Genomic DNA, 15,943 nt, shown 5'->3' with positions numbered 1-15,943 from the left:
TGCCGCCCGCCCGAGCGGCCTACATCCAGCCGAGCCACTTCCACCAGGTGGCGGCAAACACCAGCATCAGCAGGTAGCCGACCAGGGTCACGATCAAGCCGACCTTGGCGAACTGGCGCGCGTTGAAGGTCTCGGTGCCCAGGCACACCATGTTCTGCGGGGCGTTGATCGGCAGGATAAACCCGTAGCTGACCACAAAGCCCAGGAGCATGGTCATGCCCAGACGGTTGAACTCGCCGGGCAGGGTCTGCAACACCGCGATCAGGATCGGCAGCAGCGCCGAGGTCAGGGCCGTGGCACTGGCAAAGCCCAGGTGAATCAGGATCAGGAACGCGGCAAGAATCGCGAACACCGCCAGCGCGCCCACCTGATCGAGCCCGGTATGGGTCACCACCTGCCCGCCCAGCCATTGCCCGGCGTGGGTGGTGAGCAGCGCCGAACCCAGGCTGATGCCGACCCCGAACACAATCACCGTGCCCCAGGGAATCCGCGACTGCACGTCCTTCCAGGTCATGATGCCGATCCGTGGCAGCAGCAGGATCACCAGCCCGGCATAGGTGGTGGAGGTGGTGTCGAAACTGTGCAGCTTGCCCTCGGTGGCCCAGGCCAGCAGCAACAGCAGCGACACGCTCAGCAGGCGTTTCTGTGGGCCGGTCATGGGGCCGATGTCTACCAGGGACTGGGCCACCGCTTCCTTGCCACCGGGGATGCTGTCGGTTTCCGGCGGCAGCAGCTTGAGCACCACCCACACCAGCACCACGGACATGATCAGCGCCCAGGGCGCCCCGGCGATCAGCCAGTCGAGCCAGCTCACCCGCTCGCCGAGCATCTTGTCCATAAAGCCCACGGTCAGCAGGTTCTGTGCGGCGGCGGTCTGGATCCCGACGTTCCAGATACTGGTGCCCTGGGCCACCACGATCATCAGGCCGGCGGCGATATTGGAGCGCTTGTCGACGCCGAACGCGGCAATCACCCCCATCATGATCGGCACCACGCAGGCACTGCGCGCCGTGGCGCTGGGCACCAGCAGGCTGAGGAGGATGGTCACGGCGACCGCGCCCACCAGGATCAGCCGGGTGCTGGTGCCGACCCGGGTCAGAGTGATCAGGGCGATACGCCGGTCGAGGCCGGTGTGGGTCATGGCGGCGGCAATGAACAGTGCGCCGGTGACCAGCGCCAGTGCCGAGTTGGAAAACCCGGTCAGCGCCAGGCTGATGGCCGCCGAACTGCCATAGATCTGCGTCGGGTCCTGCAGGGTCGGCGCGGTGCCGATCAGGAACGCCATCAGCGAAGTGATCATGATTGCGCTGGCTTCGTACGACACCGCTTCGCTGATCCACACCACCACCGCGAAGGCGAGGATCGCCAGCATCCGCTGCCCCGCCACCGGCAGGTCGGCCGGCAGGGGCAGCAGCAACACCGTGACCATCGCCACCAGCGCGATCAACAGCCCAACCGGCAAGCGCACCGGGGTCTCGGGGGCTTGGGCAACAGGCGCATTCATGGGCGGGTCCTTTTCGAAATTGACAGCTTTACAGCATGCCTGAGCCGTCGGCGCAGGGCTTTGATAAAGGTCAAGCGCAAGGAAATGATCGGGCGTTAGGATCGAATAAAGCGCCCTTGACTGTCGCTTCGTTGAACGGACGCAAACGGAGAAATATTTTTTTACATATCTACAGATTTTTCACTTATTTGAGATCACAGTGACATCAGCACGACAAGGAGTCGAAAGCGGCGGTATCACTCCAACCAGCAGGTGCTTTTATGGTGACAAGAAATATTAGGCTGACTTCTAGGGCGCTGCTGAGCTTTGGCGCCATCTGTATGTTGTTGATCGGTATGGGGGCAATTGCACTGTGGAAGATGGGGCAGATACACGACGCAGCGGTCGACTTGCAATCCAACTGGCTGCCCAGCGTCAGGCAGGCCACGAAAATCGAATCGGCCACCCTGCGCGTGCGCCTGGAAGCCCTGCACTACATCACTGAAAATCCGGACCAGAAAAGCGCCTCGCGCGACAAGCTCGACAGCCTCAAATCAACCCTGACCCAGGCCATCCGGGACTACGAGCCACTGGTCTCCAGCCCCGAAGAAAAAGCCAGCTACGAACGCGTCAAGCAAGGGGCCCAGGGCTACCTCGACAAACTCTCGATATTGATTGATTCCGGCACCCTCAACAGCGCCGAACAGGCCACCGCCTATGTCAACCAGGTCACGGTGCCGCTGGCGCTCGCCCTGCAAACCGCGGTCGATGAACTGATTCAGGTCAACGAACGTGGGGCCGACCTCTCGGCAACCCTGGCCGGCGATCAGTTCAACACCGGCATCACCCTGACGGCAGCGATCATCATCGTCGCGATCCTGATGACCATCCTGATTGCCACCCTGTTCACCAAAAGCATCACCCACCCGGTGCGCCTGTTGCTGGCGACCACCCAGAAAATCGCCGAAGGCGACCTGCGTGCCCAGGTCGAGGTCAGCGGCCAGGATGAACTCACCGATTTGCAGAACTCGACCCAGGCCATGCTCGACAGCCTGAAATCGACCATCCGCCATATCGCCGACTCTTCGACCCAACTGGCCTCCGCAGCCGAGGAAATGAGCGCCATCACCCGCGAATCGAACGCCGGTATCCAGCAACAGAGCATGGAGACCGAACAGGCCGCCACCGCGGTCAACGAGATGACCGCCGCGGTCGAGGAAGTCGCCCGCAACGCGGTCTCCGCCTCACGCTCGACCCAGGACTCGGAACGCTCGGCAGGCCTGGGCAAGGAACGGGTCGACCAGACCATCCGCTCGATCGAAAAACTCACGGTTACCGTCGAAGGCACCCGGGTCGAGATGGCCGGCCTGGCGCAGCAGGCCCAGGACATCACCAAGGTGCTGGACGTGATTCGCGCCATTGCCGAACAGACCAACCTCCTGGCCCTCAACGCTGCGATCGAAGCCGCACGGGCCGGCGAACAGGGCCGCGGCTTCGCCGTGGTGGCGGATGAAGTGCGGGCCCTGGCCCATCGCACCCAGCTCTCGACCCAGGAAATCGAGCAAATGATCCAGGGCATCCAGGCCGGGTCGAGCAAAGCCATGCTGTCGATGCAGCAAAGCAGCCAGGACGCCAGCGAGACCCTGACCATTGCTCACGAGGCCGGCACGGCGATCACCCATATCGCCCATGCCATCAGCGAGATCAACGAACGCAACCTGATGATCGCCACCGCCTCGGAGGAACAGGCACAGGTGGCACGCTCGGTGGACCAGAACCTGATGAGCATCCGCGACCTCTCGATGCAGAGTTCGTCGGCCGCCAGCCAGACCTCGATCGCCAGCAGCGAACTGTCCGGCCTGGCGGTTGGGCTGAACAAACTGGTGACACGGTTTTCCCTGTAATCCGCCGCGAAGGAGTCGCCGCGCAGTAAATTTTCCAGGGACAAGAACGACCTGCAGCTTTAGCAGTCAGTGATCAGGTGCCGGCCCTATACCCGGCGCCTGACGCTGGATGAAGGTGGGGGACGCACCATGCTCAAACTCATATCGATCTCGCAGTTGCAGATGGGCATGTACATCCATCAGTTCTGCGGCTCATGGCTCGACCACTCGTTCTGGAAGGCCGGTTTCGTACTCGACAGCCCCCAGGATTACCAACGCCTGCAACACTCGAACCTGACGCGCCTGTGGATCGACTCGGCCAAGGGCCGCGACCTGCTGGAGCAGCCTCCCCAGACGAGCCCGGACAGCCTGCCCCCCGGCACAGGGCCGGACTCCGCGCCAGCCACGACCCGGGTGGCCATGGGCGAGGAAATCCAGCGCGCCCTCAAGCTCTGCGCCCATTCGAAAAAAGCGGTGATGGCGATGTTCCAGGAAGTGCGCCTGGGCAATGCCATTGAAATGCAGCAGGCCGAGGCGCTGGTGAACAGCATCTCCGACTCCCTGCTGCGCCACCCCAATGCCCTGATCAGCCTGGCGCGCCTGAAAAGCGCCGATGATTACACCTACATGCATTCGGTAGCGGTGTGCGCGCTGATGATTGCCGTCTCGCGCCAACTGCAACTGCCTGCGGAACAGATTCGCCAGGCCGGTATCGCCGGCCTGCTGCACGATGTCGGCAAGCTGACCATCCCCGACAGCATCCTCAACAAGCCGGCCAAGCTCTCGGACAGCGAATTCGACCGGGTCAAGAATCACCCTGAAGCCGGGGGCCTGATCCTGCGTCAGTGCAACAGCGTCGATGCCCTGGTGCTCGACGTGTGCCTGCACCACCACGAAAAGATCGACGGCAGCGGGTATCCGCACCGCCTGGCGGGCGACCAGATCAGCCTGTTCGCCCAGATGGGCGCGGTGTGCGACGTGTATGACGCGGTGACCTCGAACCGCCCCTACAACCGGGGCTGGAACCCGGCCGAGGCAATCCACCGGATGTCGGGCTGGACCGGGCATTTCGACCAGCGGGTGTTCCAGGCTTTTGTCAAAAGTGTCGGTATCTACCCGGTGGGTTCCCTGGTGCGCCTGCAAAGCGGGAGGCTGGGGATTGTCATGGAGCAGCATCCGAGCGCGCTGCTGACGCCGAAGATCAAGGTGTTCTTCTCCACCCGCTCGAACCTGCCGATTCCCCAGACCATCGTCGACCTGGCCAGGGCCCAGGGCCAGGAACGCATCATCGGCCGCGAAGCCCCCGAGGACTGGGACTTCAAGGACATCGACCAACTCTGGACCGGGGTCAGCGCCTGACGCGGCTCAGGCCAGGGTCAGGCCGTTGGCCGGCAGCGGCAGCGCAGTTTTGTAGCGCACCTGCTTGAGGGCAAAGCTGGAGCGGATATTGGCCACGCCAGGGACTTTGGTCAGGAAGTCCATCATGAAGCGCTCCAGGGCCTGGATGGTCGGGACCAGCACCCGGATCAGGTAGTCCGGGTCGCCGGCCATCAAGTAGCACTCCATCACCTCGGGGCGGTCGGAGATCGCCTCCTCGAACTGCTGCAGCGCCTCCTCCACCTGCTTCTCCAGGCTGACGTGGATAAACACATTAACGTGCAGTCCCAGCAGGTCGGCATCGAGCAGGGTCACTTGCTCGCGGATCAGCCCCAGCTCTTCCATGGCCTTGACCCGGTTGAAGCAGGGCGTCGGCGACAGGTTGACCGAACGGGCGAGGTCGGCGTTGGTGATGCGGGCATTCTCCTGAAGGCTGTTGAGAATGCCGATATCGGTACGATCCAGTTTGCGCATGAGACAAAACAACCTGTTTTTTGTGGTTATGCAGATTTTTTATCTGCAAATAACCTAAAGCGCAATGAAACACAGATAAATATTCTCTTTGTCCCGGCCTATGATGTTTGTAGGACAAGATTTCCCCTACCCGGGGAATGACCGTCAGCTAGCGCGCCCAATACAAGAAATCCACAAGATCGAGCGTAGAAAGCCATGACCCAAGCGTATGAACCGCTACGCCTGCACGTTCCTGAACCCTCAGGCCGTCCCGGCTGCAAGACCGACTTCACCTACCTGCGCCTGAACGACGCAGGCCTGTTGCGCAAACCCCCCATCGACGTAGAACCTGCCGAAACCGCGGACCTGGCCCGTGGCCTGATTCGTGTGCTCGACGATCAGGGCAACGCCCTGGGCGAATGGGCCCAGAACGTACCCGTGGAGATCCTGCGCAAGGGCATGCGTGCCATGCTCATGACGCGGATCTTCGATAACCGCATGGTGGTTGCCCAGCGCCAGAAAAAAATGTCGTTCTACATGCAGAGCCTTGGCGAGGAAGCCATCGGCAGCGCCCAGGCCCTGGCCCTGAACATCGACGACATGTGCTTCCCCACCTATCGCCAGCAAAGCATCCTGATGGCCCGCGAAGTACCTCTGGTGGACCTGATCTGCCAGCTGCTGTCCAACGAGCGCGACCCGCTCAAGGGCCGCCAGTTGCCAATCATGTACTCGGTACGCGACCACGGTTTCTTCACCATTTCCGGCAACCTGGCCACCCAGTTCGTTCAGGGCGTGGGCTGGGGCATGGCCTCGGCGATCAAGGGCGACACCAAAATCGCCTCGGCCTGGATCGGCGACGGCGCCACCGCTGAATCCGACTTCCACACCGCCTTGACCTTCGCCCACGTGTACCGCGCGCCGGTGATCCTCAACGTGGTCAACAACCAGTGGGCAATCTCGACCTTCCAGGCCATTGCCGGTGGCGAAGCGACCACCTTTGCCGGACGCGGCGTGGGTTGCGGCATCGCCTCCCTGCGGGTCGACGGCAACGATTTCATCGCGGTCTACGCCGCCTCCGCCTGGGCTGCCGAGCGCGCCCGGCGCAACCTCGGCCCGACCTTGATCGAGTGGGTCACCTACCGTGCCGGCCCGCACTCCACTTCCGATGATCCGTCCAAGTATCGGCCGGCCGATGACTGGAGCCACTTCCCCCTGGGCGACCCGATCGTGCGCCTCAAGCAGCACCTGATCCGCATCGGCCAGTGGTCGGAAGAAGAACACAGCGCCGTCAGCGCCGAACTGGAAGCCCAGGTGATCGCCGCGCAGAAAGAAGCCGAGCAGTACGGCACCCTCGCCGGCGGGCAGACGCCCAGCGCCGCGACCATGTTCGAGGATGTCTACAAGGACATGCCCGAGCACCTCAAGCGCCAACGCCAGCAACTGGGGATCTGACATGAACGATCACAACACCTCTATCCAGTTGGAAACCGCCATGACCACGACCACCATGACCATGATCCAGGCCCTGCGCTCGGCCATGGATGTGATGCTTGAGCGTGACGACAACGTCGTGGTGTTCGGCCAGGACGTGGGCTACTTCGGTGGCGTGTTCCGTTGCACCGAAGGCCTGCAGAACAAATACGGCACCTCGCGGGTGTTCGACGCCCCGATCTCCGAAAGCGGGATTGTCGGCGTGGCGGTGGGCATGGGTGCCTACGGCCTGCGTCCGGTGGCGGAAATCCAGTTTGCCGACTATGTGTACCCGGCCTCGGACCAGATCATCTCCGAAGCGGCGCGCCTGCGTTATCGCTCGGCCGGTGAGTTCACCGCGCCCCTGACCCTGCGCATGCCTTGCGGCGGCGGCATCTACGGCGGCCAGACCCACAGCCAGAGTATCGAGGCGGTGTTCACCCAGGTCTGCGGTCTGCGCACCGTGATGCCGTCCAACCCGTACGACGCCAAGGGCCTGTTGATCGCCTCGATCGAAAACGATGACCCGGTGATATTCCTCGAGCCCAAGCGCCTGTACAACGGTCCGTTCGACGGCCACCACGACCGCCCGGTAACCCCCTGGTCGAAACACCCGGCCGCGCAAGTCCCGGACGGCTACTACACGGTGCCGCTGGACGTCGCCGCCATCACCCGCCCAGGCAAGGATGTGACCATCCTCACCTACGGCACCACGGTCTATGTGTCGCAAGTGGCGGCCGAGGAAAGCGGGGTCGACGCTGAAGTCATCGACCTGCGCAGCCTGTGGCCGCTGGACCTGGAAACCATCGTCAACTCGGTGAAGAAAACCCGCCGCTGCGTGATCGTCCACGAAGCCACCCGCACCTGCGGTTTTGGTGCCGAGCTGGTGGCCCTGGTGCAGGAACACTGCTTCCACTACCTGGAAGCGCCGATCGAACGCGTCACCGGTTGGGACACCCCCTACCCGCACGCGCAAGAGTGGGCGTATTTCCCTGGCCCGTCCCGAGTGGGCGCGGCTTTGCATCGGGTCATGGAGGTCTGAATGGGCACGCACGTTATCAAGATGCCGGACATTGGCGAAGGCATCGCAGAAGTTGAACTCTCGGTCTGGCACGTGAAGGTGGGCGACCTGGTGGTCGAAGACCAGGTCCTGGCCGATGTCATGACCGACAAGGCGATGGTCGACATCCCCTCCCCGGTCCACGGCAAGGTGATTTCCCTGGGCGGTGTGCCCGGCGAAGTGATGGCGGTCGGCAGTATCCTGATCAGCATCGAAGTCGAGGGCGCGGGCAACTTCAAGGAGTCCAGCCAACCCGCGGTGCCTGCCAAGGCGCCAGCGGCTGAACAACCGGCGCCCCAGGCGGCCCCCCAGGTGCAGGCCAAGCCAGCACCAGCGCCCGCCAGTGCTGCCGTCAGCCGTTCCGCCGCCCCGGCACCAGTGGCCCGGGATGCCGACGAACGTCCGCTGGCTTCGCCGGCAGTGCGCAAACACGCGCTCGATGCCGGGATCCAGCTGCGCCTGGTCCAAGGCAGCGGCCCTGCCGGGCGCATCCTGCATGAAGACCTGGACGCCTATCTGGCCCAGGGTTCCCGTGCGGCCTCGACGCCGGCGGCGTATGCCCAGCGCCACGATGAAGAGCAGATCCCGGTGATCGGCATGCGCCGCAAGATCGCCCAGCGCATGCAGGACGCCACTCAGCGTGCCGCCCACTTCAGTTATGTCGAGGAAATCGACGTCACCGCCGTGGAAGAGCTGCGCGCCCACCTCAATGAAAAACACGGCGCCAGCCGCGGCAAGCTGACCTTGCTGCCGTTCCTGGTGCGAGCCATGGTCGTGGCCCTGCGTGACTTCCCGCAGATCAATGCGCGCTACGACGACGAAGCCCAGGTCATCACCCGCCTCGGCGCGGTGCATGTCGGCGTCGCCACCCAGAGCGACATCGGCTTGATGGTGCCGGTGGTCAAGCATGCCGAGGCTCGCAGCCTGTGGGACAGCGCCGCGGAAATCGCGCGCCTGGCCAACGCCGCGCGCACCGGCAAGGCCGCCCGCGATGAGTTGTCCGGTTCGACCATTACCCTGACCAGCCTCGGCGCGTTGGGCGGAATTGTCAGCACACCGGTGCTGAACCTGCCGGAAGTGGCGATTGTCGGGGTCAACAAAATCGTTGAACGGCCCATGGTCATCAAGGGCCAGGTGGTGATTCGCAAGATGATGAACCTCTCCAGCTCGTTCGATCACCGGGTGGTCGATGGCATGGACGCGGCGCAATTCATCCAGGCCATTCGCGGCCTGCTCGAACAACCCGCCACCCTGTTTGTGGAGTAAGCAATGCAACAGACTCTAAACACCCGGCTGCTGATTATCGGCGGCGGCCCTGGCGGTTATGTGGCGGCGATTCGTGCCGGGCAGCTGGGCATCTCGACCATCCTGGTCGAAGGCCAGGCGCTTGGCGGCACCTGCCTGAACATCGGTTGCATCCCGTCCAAGGCGCTGATTCATGTCGCCGAACAGTTCCACCAGACCCTGCACCACAGCCAGGGCTCGGCCCTGGGGATCAAGGTCGCGACGCCGACCCTGGACATCGGCCAGAGCGTGGAATGGAAAGACGGCATTGTCGATCGCCTGACCACCGGCGTCGCGGCCCTGCTGAAAAAGCACAAGGTGCAGGTGATCCAGGGCTGGGCCAAGGTGATCGACGGCAAGACCGTGGAGATCGAAGGCGCCAATACCCGTATCCAGTGCGAGCACCTGCTGCTGGCCACCGGCTCGAAAAGCGTCAATCTGCCGATGCTGCCGATCGGCGGGCCGATCATTTCCTCCACCGAAGCCCTGGCGCCCAAGGCGCTGCCCAAACACCTGATCGTGGTCGGCGGCGGCTACATCGGCCTCGAACTGGGGATCGCCTACCGCAAGCTGGGCGCCGAGGTCAGCGTGGTCGAAGCCCAGGATCGGATCCTGCCGGCCTATGACACGGAACTGACCCAGCCGGTGGCCGAATCCCTGAAAAAGCTGGGGCTCAAGCTGTACCTCAAGCACAGCGTCGAAGGCTTCGACGCCGCGAAAAACACCCTGCAAGTGCGCGACCCGAATGGCGAAACCCTGCACCTGGACACCGACCAGGTGCTGGTGGCGGTCGGCCGCAAACCCAACACCCAAGGCTGGAACCTGGAGGCGCTGAACCTGGAGATGAACGGCTCGGCGGTCAAGATCGACAACCGCTGCCAGACCAGCATGCGCAACGTCTGGGCCATCGGCGACCTCAGCGGCGAGCCGATGCTGGCCCACCGCGCCATGGCCCAGGGCGAAATGGTTGCCGAGCTGATTGCCGGTGAACACCGGGAATTCAACCCGGCCGCGATCCCGGCGGTGTGCTTCACCGATCCGGAACTGGTGGTGGTCGGCAAGACCCCGGACGAAGCCAAGGCCGCTGGCCTGGATTGCATCGTCTCGAGCTTCCCGTTCGCGGCCAACGGTCGGGCCATGACCCTGGAATCGAAAAGCGGCTTCGTGCGGGTGGTAGCGCGGCGCGACAATCACCTGATTCTCGGCTGGCAAGCGGTGGGCGTCGGCGTGTCCGAGCTGTCCACGGCCTTCGGCCAGTCCCTGGAAATGGGCGCGCGCCTGGAAGACATCGCCGGCACCATCCACGCCCACCCGACCCTGGGCGAGGCGGTGCAGGAAGCGGCGCTGCGGGCTTTGGGACATGCGCTGCATATGTAAGGGGCAGCGCTGCGCCGATTGAACACCGCACAGCACGCTGACATTCCTGTGGCGCCTATCCTGGCCAGCGCAGCCTGACGGCAGCGGCTAGGGGTCGGGATGGCTCAGGGCGGGAATTTGCTCCCGTATTCCGGACAATGGCGAAACGATTCATGAGCAAGCTACGTTTTTTTGCTCCCCTCCCATCGTCCGGGATGCGGTACACCCCCGGAATGCAGTATTGTTGTGCCCATCCAAAAAACGTCAGAAACCTTGAGCCGTTCCGACGGTCGTCAAGTGATAGAGGGTGTCATGGGTAACGAAAGCATCAATTGGGACAAGCTGGGTTTTGACTACATCAAGACAGACAAGCGCTATCTGTCGCACTGGCGCAATGGCGAGTGGGACGCAGGCACCCTGACCGAAGATAACGTGCTGCACATCAGCGAAGGCTCCACGGCCCTTCACTATGGCCAGCAATGCTTCGAAGGCCTGAAGGCCTACCGCTGCAAGGACGGCTCGATCAACCTGTTCCGTCCCGACCAGAACGCCCTGCGCATGCAGCGCAGCTGCGCCCGTCTGCTGATGCCGCATGTTTCCACCGAACAGTTCGTCGAAGCCTGCAAGGCCGTGGTCAAGGCCAACGAGCGTTTCATTCCGCCTTACGGCACCGGCGGCGCGCTGTACCTGCGCCCGTTCGTGATCGGCGTGGGTGACAACATCGGCGTGCGCACTGCACCCGAGTTCATCTTCTCGATCTTCGCCATTCCGGTCGGCGCCTACTTCAAGGGCGGCCTGACCCCGCACAACTTCCTGATCTCCAGCTTCGACCGTGCGGCGCCTCAAGGCACTGGCGCGGCCAAGGTCGGTGGCAACTACGCCGCCAGCCTGATGCCAGGTTCGGAAGCCAAGAAGAAAAGCTTCGCCGACTGCATCTACCTGGACCCGATGACCCACTCCAAGATCGAAGAAGTCGGCTCGGCCAACTTCTTCGGGATCACCCACGACAACAAGTTCGTCACGCCGAAGTCGCCTTCGGTGCTGCCAGGCATCACCCGCCTGTCGCTGATCGAACTGGCCAAGAGCCGTCTGGGCCTGGAAGTGGTCGAGGGCGATGTGCTGATCGACAAACTGGCTGACTTCAAGGAAGCCGGTGCCTGCGGTACCGCCGCGGTGATCACGCCGATCGGAGGCATCGAATACAAAGACCAGCTGCACGTGTTCTACAGCGAAAGCGAAGTCGGCCCTGTGACCCAGAAGCTCTACAAAGAGCTGACCGGCGTGCAGACCGGCGACGTTGAAGCGCCAGAAGGCTGGATCGTCAAGGTCTGATCTGACGCTGCACCCAACAGGCCCGCCCTTCATCACTGAACGGCGGGCCTTTTTGGTTTTTGTTGCGGGGCAATGGCAACGATCTATATGATAAGCATTATCATTCATGACCTCCCCTGCCCCGGTATCTCCCCGCCATGCCTTCAAGCGCCCAAGTCAGTGCCTGCGATGTGACCGAGCTGTATCGGCAACAGCACCAATGGTTGAAAAACTGGCTACGCCTGCGGTTGAACTGCTCCCACAGCGCGGCGGACCTGGCCCAGGACACCTTCCTGCGCTTGTTGAACAAGCCTGAGCCGGTGGAGATCCAGGCCCCGCGCAGCTTTCTGACCAAGGTCGCGAAAAGCGTGCTGAGCAATCACTACCGGCGGCAGAAACTGGAACGTGCCTATCTGCAAGCCTTGCAGGCGGTCCCGGAACAGTTGGTCCCCGACCTGGAAACCCAGGCCATCCTCCTCGAAACCCTGTTAGAACTGGACGCCGTGCTCGAACGCCTGGAGCTGCCGGTGCGCAAGGCGTTCCTCTGGTGCCAGCTCGATGGCCTGAGCCTTGGGGAAATTGCCGAGCGCCTGGAGGTTTCCGTGACGACGGTGAAGCGCTACATCGTCAAGGCGGGAGCCCTGTGCATCATGCTCGACGACAGCCTGGACCTGGTTTGAGCCCGCCGCTGCCCACCCGCGCCGGCGCCGAGGCCCAGCCGATTACCGCGACCATCGCGGAACAGGCGATGCAATGGCAGCTCGACCTGCAGCAGCCGCCCATCAGCGAGGCCACCCTGACCGCCTGGCGCAACTGGCGCCAGGCCCATCCGCTGCACGAAAAAGCCTGGCTGCGGGCCGAAGCCTTTGCCCAGCGCATGGACCAGGTGCGCCAGCAAGGCCACAGCGCCCTGGCCAGCGCCACCCTGGGCCCGAACCTGCGCCCCGCCCTCAGCCGCCGCACTGCGCTCAAGCAATTGGGGGTGCTGCTGGCCGTCGGGGCCGGGGCCTGGAATGCCCGGGACCTGGCGCTGGTGCAGGACTGGAGCGCCGACTACAGCACCCGCGTCGGCCAGCAACGCCGCCTGACCCTGGTCGACCAGACCCGGGTCCAGCTCAACACCGACAGCGCCATCAAGCTGCGCTTCGACCAGGACCTGCGCCGCATCAGTCTGCTGCGTGGGGAAATACTGGTGACCCTCGACCGCCAGTCCGGCCTGCCGCCCCTCAGCGTGGACACCGCCGAGGGCCGCATCGAAACCGTGGCGGCTCGCTTCAATGTGCGCCAGGCCGCCGGCGTCACCCTGCTCGGGGTCTATGAGGGCAGCGTGCAGGTGCAACCGCGCAACCCGGGGCAGCCGGCCCTGACCCTGAACGCGGGCGAGCAGCTGCGCTTCGATCGCCAGGGCCTGCTCTCGCGGCAACCCCAGGGCGCGTCGCAGCCGGCCTGGAGCCAGGGCATGCTGGCGGCCCAGGGCCAACGCCTGGCGGACTTTCTCGAAGAACTGGGGCGCTATCGCCCCGGCCACCTGGGGTGCGATTCGAGTCTGGCCGACCTACCGGTCTCGGGCACCTTTCCCCTGGCCGATACCGACCGTGTCCTGAATGCGGTGGCCGAGACCCTGCACCTGGAAGTCCGCCCCTTCACCCGCTATTGGGTGACCCTCAAGCCCCGCACCCTGGCCGGCTGACATTTATTTTGCTCAAGGGTGGTCCGATTTGCTCGCTCGCGAGACTTAACCCCCAGAACACTGACATTCATGGGGATCCACACATGCAACTCGTCGTACGCAAGGGCCGGGGCTGGCACGTTTCACTCAAGCAAAACCTGGCGGGCGCGGTCGCCCAGGGCCTGGCCTGCATGACCACCGCCAGCGTGGTGCTGCTGGCACCGACCTGGGTCCAGGCCGCTGAACAGGCGCAACAGGATTTCGACATTCCCGCCGGCAGCCTGGCGAGTGCCCTGACCCGCTTTGGCCAGACCGCCCATATTCTGCTGTCGTACCCGACGACCCTGACCGACGGCCAGCAGAGCGCCGGACTCAAAGGGCGTTTTGACATCGACTCGGGGCTGGCACTGCTGCTCGCCGGCACCGGCCTGCAAGCGACTCGCGACGCCACGGGCAACTACTCGTTGCAGGCGCGCAAAGCCGGCGACAGCAGCCTGGAACTGGGCGCGGTATCGATTTCCGGCAAGGCGCCGGGGTCGACCACCGAAGGCACCGGCGAGTACACCACCTATTCTTCCAGTAGCTCCACGCGCCTGAACCTGACACCCCGGGAAACCCCGCAATCGATCACGGTCATGACCCGCCAGCGCCTTGACGACCAGAACCTCAGCACCCTGACCGACACCCTGGAAGCCACCCCCGGGATCATCGTCACCCGCGACGGCCTGGGGGCGGAAACCGACAGCTACTGGTCCCGCGGCTTCGCCATCCAGAACTACGAGATCGACGGCGTGCCGACCAACACCCGCCTCGACAACTACTCCCAGAGCATGGCCATGTACGACCGGGTCGAAGTGGTGCGTGGCGCCACCGGCCTGATCAGCGGCATGGGCAACCCGTCGGCGACCATCAACCTGATCCGCAAGCGCCCGACCCGCGAGGCCCAGGCCAGCATCAGTGGCCAGGCCGGGACCTGGGATCGCTACGGCGGCGGCCTCGACGTCTCCGGTCCGCTGACCGACAGCGGCAATGTGCGCGGGCGCCTGGTGGCCGACTACAAGACCGAAAGCGCCTGGGTCGACCGCTTCAAGCAGCAGACACAACTGATGTACGGCATCAGCGAGTTCGACCTCAGCGAAGACACCCTGCTGACCCTGGGCTTCAGCTACCAGCGCACCGATGTCGACTCGCCGTTGCGCACCGGCCTGCCGACGCGCTTCAGCAGTGGCGAACGCACCGACTTCAGTCGCTCGACCAACACCTCGCCGACCTGGTCCTACAACGACCACCAGCAGACCAGCTACTTCGCCTCCATCGAACAGCAACTGGGCAACGGCTGGAGCGGCAAGGTGGAGTTCACCCACGCCGAGAACCAGTTCGACGAGCTGTTCAACTTCGCCATGGGTTCGGTCAACAAGGACGGCAGCGGCCTGACCCAACTGCCGGTGCGTTTCTCCGGCACCCCGCGCCAGGACAACCTCGACCTGTACCTCACCGGCCCCTTCAGCCTGTTCGGCCGCGAGCACGAGTTGATCGGCGGCGTGACCTTGTCCCAGTACAAGGAAAGCACCCCGAGCTGGGGCGGCTGGCGCTATGACTACGCCGGCTCACCGGCCGGCCCCATCGACAATCTGTTCGACTGGGACGGCCATTCGCCCAAGCCCAGCCAGAGCGTGAGCGGCAAGTCGTCGATCGATGAAAACCAGTACGCCGCCTACCTGACCTCGCGCCTGCGCCTGACCGATGACCTGAGCCTGATCCTCGGCAGCCGGGTGATCAATTGGAGCAGCGACACCTCCGACCGTCCATACGGCGGCGACGAAACCAAGGTCAAGCGCGAAGAAAACGGCGTGTTCATCCCTTACGCCGGGGTGGTCTACGACCTCGATGACACCTGGTCGGTGTACGCCAGCTACACCAGCATCTTCAACCCCCAGGCGTCCTGGGTGCGCAGCGAGGACAACAAGCCACTGGAGCCGATGCAGGGCAAGGGGTATGAGATCGGCGTCAAGGGCAGCCACTTCGACGGCCGCCTGAACTCCAGCCTGGCGCTGTACAAACTGCAGCAGGACAACCTGGCGATCTGGCAGCACGACAATGTCTACAGTTCCGAGCAGGACACCACCTCCAGGGGCGTGGAACTGGAGTTCAACGGCGAACTGGCCGAAGGCTGGCAGGCCTCCGCCGGCTACACCTACTCGGTCACCACCGACGCCGACGACCAGCGGATCGTCACCGGCCTGCCGCGCAACAGCTTCAAGACCTTCACCAGCTATCGCCTGCAAGGCCCGCTGGACAAGCTGACCGTGGGCGGCGGGGTCAACTGGCAGAGCAAGGTCGGCGGCGACCTGCACACCTTCACCCAGGGCAGCTACGCGGTGACCAACCTGATGGCGCGCTACGACATCAGCCGCAACCTCAGTGCCTCCCTTAACGTCAACAACCTGTTCGACCGCACCTACTACAGCAACGCCGGTTCCTACGGTAACTACGGCGCGCCGCGCAACCTGATGACCAGCTTCAAGTACAACTTCTGACCCGCAGCGATCGGCAGCGCGCCCAGCGCACCACCGGTCATTAAAAAACCCGCCTTTCGC

General features: G+C 63.8%; 12 protein-coding genes. 10 read left to right on the top strand and 2 right to left on the bottom strand.

Translation table 11 applies throughout. From position 1 onward, the window contains the following. Window positions 1-19: 19 nt before the first annotated feature. Window positions 20-1,504, bottom strand: a complete 1,485-nt coding sequence (locus JFU57_RS20415; RefSeq protein WP_078471520.1) for a DASS family sodium-coupled anion symporter — start codon at window positions 1,502-1,504, stop codon at window positions 20-22. A gap of 260 nt (window positions 1,505-1,764) precedes the next feature. On the opposite strand from JFU57_RS20415, the gene JFU57_RS20410 reads away from it, so the two are divergent. Continuing rightward, a complete protein-coding gene (locus JFU57_RS20410; protein ID WP_078471521.1) occupies window positions 1,765-3,387 on the top strand; it encodes a methyl-accepting chemotaxis protein in 1,623 nt (540 codons plus the stop codon). Between the two features lie 129 nt (window positions 3,388-3,516). Further along, window positions 3,517-4,725, top strand: coding sequence for an HD-GYP domain-containing protein (locus JFU57_RS20405; RefSeq protein ID WP_201130583.1), 1,209 nt, complete (start codon window positions 3,517-3,519; stop codon window positions 4,723-4,725). A gap of 6 nt (window positions 4,726-4,731) precedes the next feature. Here the strand turns inward: JFU57_RS20405 and bkdR are convergent, their stop codons facing one another. Then, on the bottom strand, window positions 4,732-5,217 hold the full coding sequence (gene bkdR / locus JFU57_RS20400; protein WP_078471523.1) for a Bkd operon transcriptional regulator BkdR: 486 nt from the start codon (window positions 5,215-5,217) through the stop codon (window positions 4,732-4,734). Window positions 5,218-5,412: 195 nt separating this feature from the next. Here bkdR and JFU57_RS20395 point away from each other — a divergent pair, with 195 nt between their 5' ends. The 8 genes from JFU57_RS20395 to JFU57_RS20360 all read left to right on the top strand — a co-directional run bounded on the left by JFU57_RS20395 (window position 5,413) and on the right by JFU57_RS20360 (window position 15,883). Further along, entirely contained in the window at window positions 5,413-6,648 is a 1,236-nt protein-coding gene (locus JFU57_RS20395; RefSeq protein ID WP_201130582.1) for a 3-methyl-2-oxobutanoate dehydrogenase (2-methylpropanoyl-transferring) subunit alpha, read from the top strand. A gap of 1 nt (window position 6,649) precedes the next feature. Beyond that, on the top strand, window positions 6,650-7,708 hold the full coding sequence (locus JFU57_RS20390; RefSeq protein ID WP_078471525.1) for an alpha-ketoacid dehydrogenase subunit beta: 1,059 nt from the start codon (window positions 6,650-6,652) through the stop codon (window positions 7,706-7,708). Continuing rightward, window positions 7,709-8,992 carry a dihydrolipoamide acetyltransferase family protein gene (locus tag JFU57_RS20385; RefSeq protein ID WP_201130581.1) on the top strand — a complete coding sequence of 428 codons (1,284 nt, stop codon included), beginning with the start codon at window positions 7,709-7,711 and terminating at the stop codon, window positions 8,990-8,992. It abuts the gene before it with no gap. Between the two features lie 3 nt (window positions 8,993-8,995). Beyond that, window positions 8,996-10,387: a dihydrolipoyl dehydrogenase gene (lpdA, locus tag JFU57_RS20380; protein ID WP_078471527.1), complete on the top strand. Its 1,392-nt coding sequence runs from the start codon at window positions 8,996-8,998 to the stop codon at window positions 10,385-10,387. A gap of 291 nt (window positions 10,388-10,678) precedes the next feature. Then, window positions 10,679-11,698 carry a branched-chain amino acid aminotransferase gene (locus tag JFU57_RS20375; RefSeq protein ID WP_020298764.1) on the top strand — a complete coding sequence of 340 codons (1,020 nt, stop codon included), beginning with the start codon at window positions 10,679-10,681 and terminating at the stop codon, window positions 11,696-11,698. 137 nt (window positions 11,699-11,835) lie between these two features. Beyond that, window positions 11,836-12,357, top strand: a complete 522-nt coding sequence (locus JFU57_RS20370; RefSeq protein ID WP_078471528.1) for a sigma-70 family RNA polymerase sigma factor — start codon at window positions 11,836-11,838, stop codon at window positions 12,355-12,357. Then, complete coding sequence (locus JFU57_RS20365; RefSeq protein ID WP_201130580.1) at window positions 12,354-13,367, top strand: FecR domain-containing protein; 1,014 nt, start codon at window positions 12,354-12,356, stop codon at window positions 13,365-13,367. Before JFU57_RS20370 ends, JFU57_RS20365 begins: the two co-directional genes overlap by 4 nt. Before the next feature lie 83 nt (window positions 13,368-13,450). Further along, window positions 13,451-15,883 carry a TonB-dependent siderophore receptor gene (locus JFU57_RS20360; protein WP_201130579.1) on the top strand — a complete coding sequence of 811 codons (2,433 nt, stop codon included), beginning with the start codon at window positions 13,451-13,453 and terminating at the stop codon, window positions 15,881-15,883. The last annotated feature ends 60 nt before the right edge of the window (window positions 15,884-15,943 follow it).

The sequence above is a fragment of the Pseudomonas sp. TH07 genome (genome assembly GCF_016651285.1).
In the GTDB taxonomy this organism is placed as follows: Bacteria; Pseudomonadota; Gammaproteobacteria; order Pseudomonadales; family Pseudomonadaceae; genus Aquipseudomonas.
Note: the sequence above shows the minus strand (reverse complement) of the source record. Positions and strands in the feature narration are given on the sequence as shown.

Bases quoted from the DNA above. Each gene is read 5' to 3' on its own strand.
- JFU57_RS20360 (WP_201130579.1), top strand. From the start codon at position 13,451: ATGCAACTCGTCGTACGCAAGGGCCGGGGCTGGCACGTTTCACTCAAG.
- bkdR (WP_078471523.1), bottom strand. From the start codon at position 5,217: ATGCGCAAACTGGATCGTACCGATATCGGCATTCTCAACAGCCTTCAG.
- JFU57_RS20405 (WP_201130583.1), top strand. From the start codon at position 3,517: ATGCTCAAACTCATATCGATCTCGCAGTTGCAGATGGGCATGTACATC.
- JFU57_RS20410 (WP_078471521.1), top strand. From the start codon at position 1,765: ATGGTGACAAGAAATATTAGGCTGACTTCTAGGGCGCTGCTGAGCTTT.
- JFU57_RS20395 (WP_201130582.1), top strand. From the start codon at position 5,413: ATGACCCAAGCGTATGAACCGCTACGCCTGCACGTTCCTGAACCCTCA.
- lpdA (WP_078471527.1), top strand. From the start codon at position 8,996: ATGCAACAGACTCTAAACACCCGGCTGCTGATTATCGGCGGCGGCCCT.
- JFU57_RS20375 (WP_020298764.1), top strand. From the start codon at position 10,679: ATGGGTAACGAAAGCATCAATTGGGACAAGCTGGGTTTTGACTACATC.
- JFU57_RS20370 (WP_078471528.1), top strand. From the start codon at position 11,836: ATGCCTTCAAGCGCCCAAGTCAGTGCCTGCGATGTGACCGAGCTGTAT.
- JFU57_RS20390 (WP_078471525.1), top strand. From the start codon at position 6,650: ATGAACGATCACAACACCTCTATCCAGTTGGAAACCGCCATGACCACG.
- JFU57_RS20385 (WP_201130581.1), top strand. From the start codon at position 7,709: ATGGGCACGCACGTTATCAAGATGCCGGACATTGGCGAAGGCATCGCA.
- JFU57_RS20415 (WP_078471520.1), bottom strand. From the start codon at position 1,504: ATGAATGCGCCTGTTGCCCAAGCCCCCGAGACCCCGGTGCGCTTGCCG.